The organism is Niveispirillum sp., from assembly GCF_052437035.1.
In the GTDB taxonomy this organism is placed as follows: Bacteria; Pseudomonadota; Alphaproteobacteria; order Azospirillales; family Azospirillaceae; genus Niveispirillum.
This window is the reverse complement of the sequence record NZ_JBQVOH010000042.1, coordinates 1-743: the sequence shown is the minus strand read 5'-3', so window position 1 is coordinate 743 and position 743 is coordinate 1. Positions and strand designations below refer to the sequence as shown.

Here is a 743-nt window from a genome sequence, read left to right as displayed (position 1 = left end):
CCATCGAGTTCCGCACCGAGAAGACCGGCATCATCCACGCCGGCATCGGCAAGGCGAGTTTCTCGGACGAAGCCATCCTGGCCAACGTCAAGGCCCTGGTGGACGCCCTCAACAAGGCCAAGCCCTCGGGCGCCAAGGGCACCTATGTGAAGAAGATTAGCCTGTCTTCGACCATGGGCCCCGGCTTCCGGGTCGAGACCGGTTCGGTCGGCGCCTAAACGCGTCCACGCTAAATCAGACGATCGAGGGGGCTGCGGCGACGCGGCCCCCTTTTTCATGGGCGCAAGGCGGGCGCGCCGGGGCGTTGCGCTCCGGGCCGCCCTGCTGTATGAGCCGCCCCTCTAAGGTTTCGCCGCTCCGCAAGGAGGGGCGGGGACTGGAAGCTTCCCGCAAGGGGGCTTCCGATCCTGTCCAAGAACTGCGGGACCCAGGGGTCGCCTGGGTCATAAGCGTGGAAGAGCCCTTCCACACTCGCGGGGAGACGGGAAGATGACGCCGACAAGGCCCATTTCCGCATGGCGGACAAGGGCGCGACGGCTGCGGCTTCTCTCACAGGACAGGCTTGATGGTTCCGAGGCGGGGCTTCCCCAACTCGTGGCCGTCACACGGCGTCTGGAATGGTCCAGGCGTCGCACCTGAGTAGGAGACCGCAATGGACCGCGCTCAAAAGCAGGAAGCGATCGAGACGCTGAAAAGCGTCTTTGCCGAATCCGGCGCCGTGGTCGTGACCCACAATCTGGGTC

At 65.3% G+C, this 743-nt stretch carries 1 pseudogene; it reads left to right on the top strand.

Going from position 1 to position 743, the window contains the following annotated elements:
* A pseudogene (locus tag ACT6Q8_RS25570) lies at nt 1-218 on the top strand (50S ribosomal protein L1); the annotation flags it as partial.
* Between the last annotated feature and the right edge of the window lie 525 nt (nt 219-743).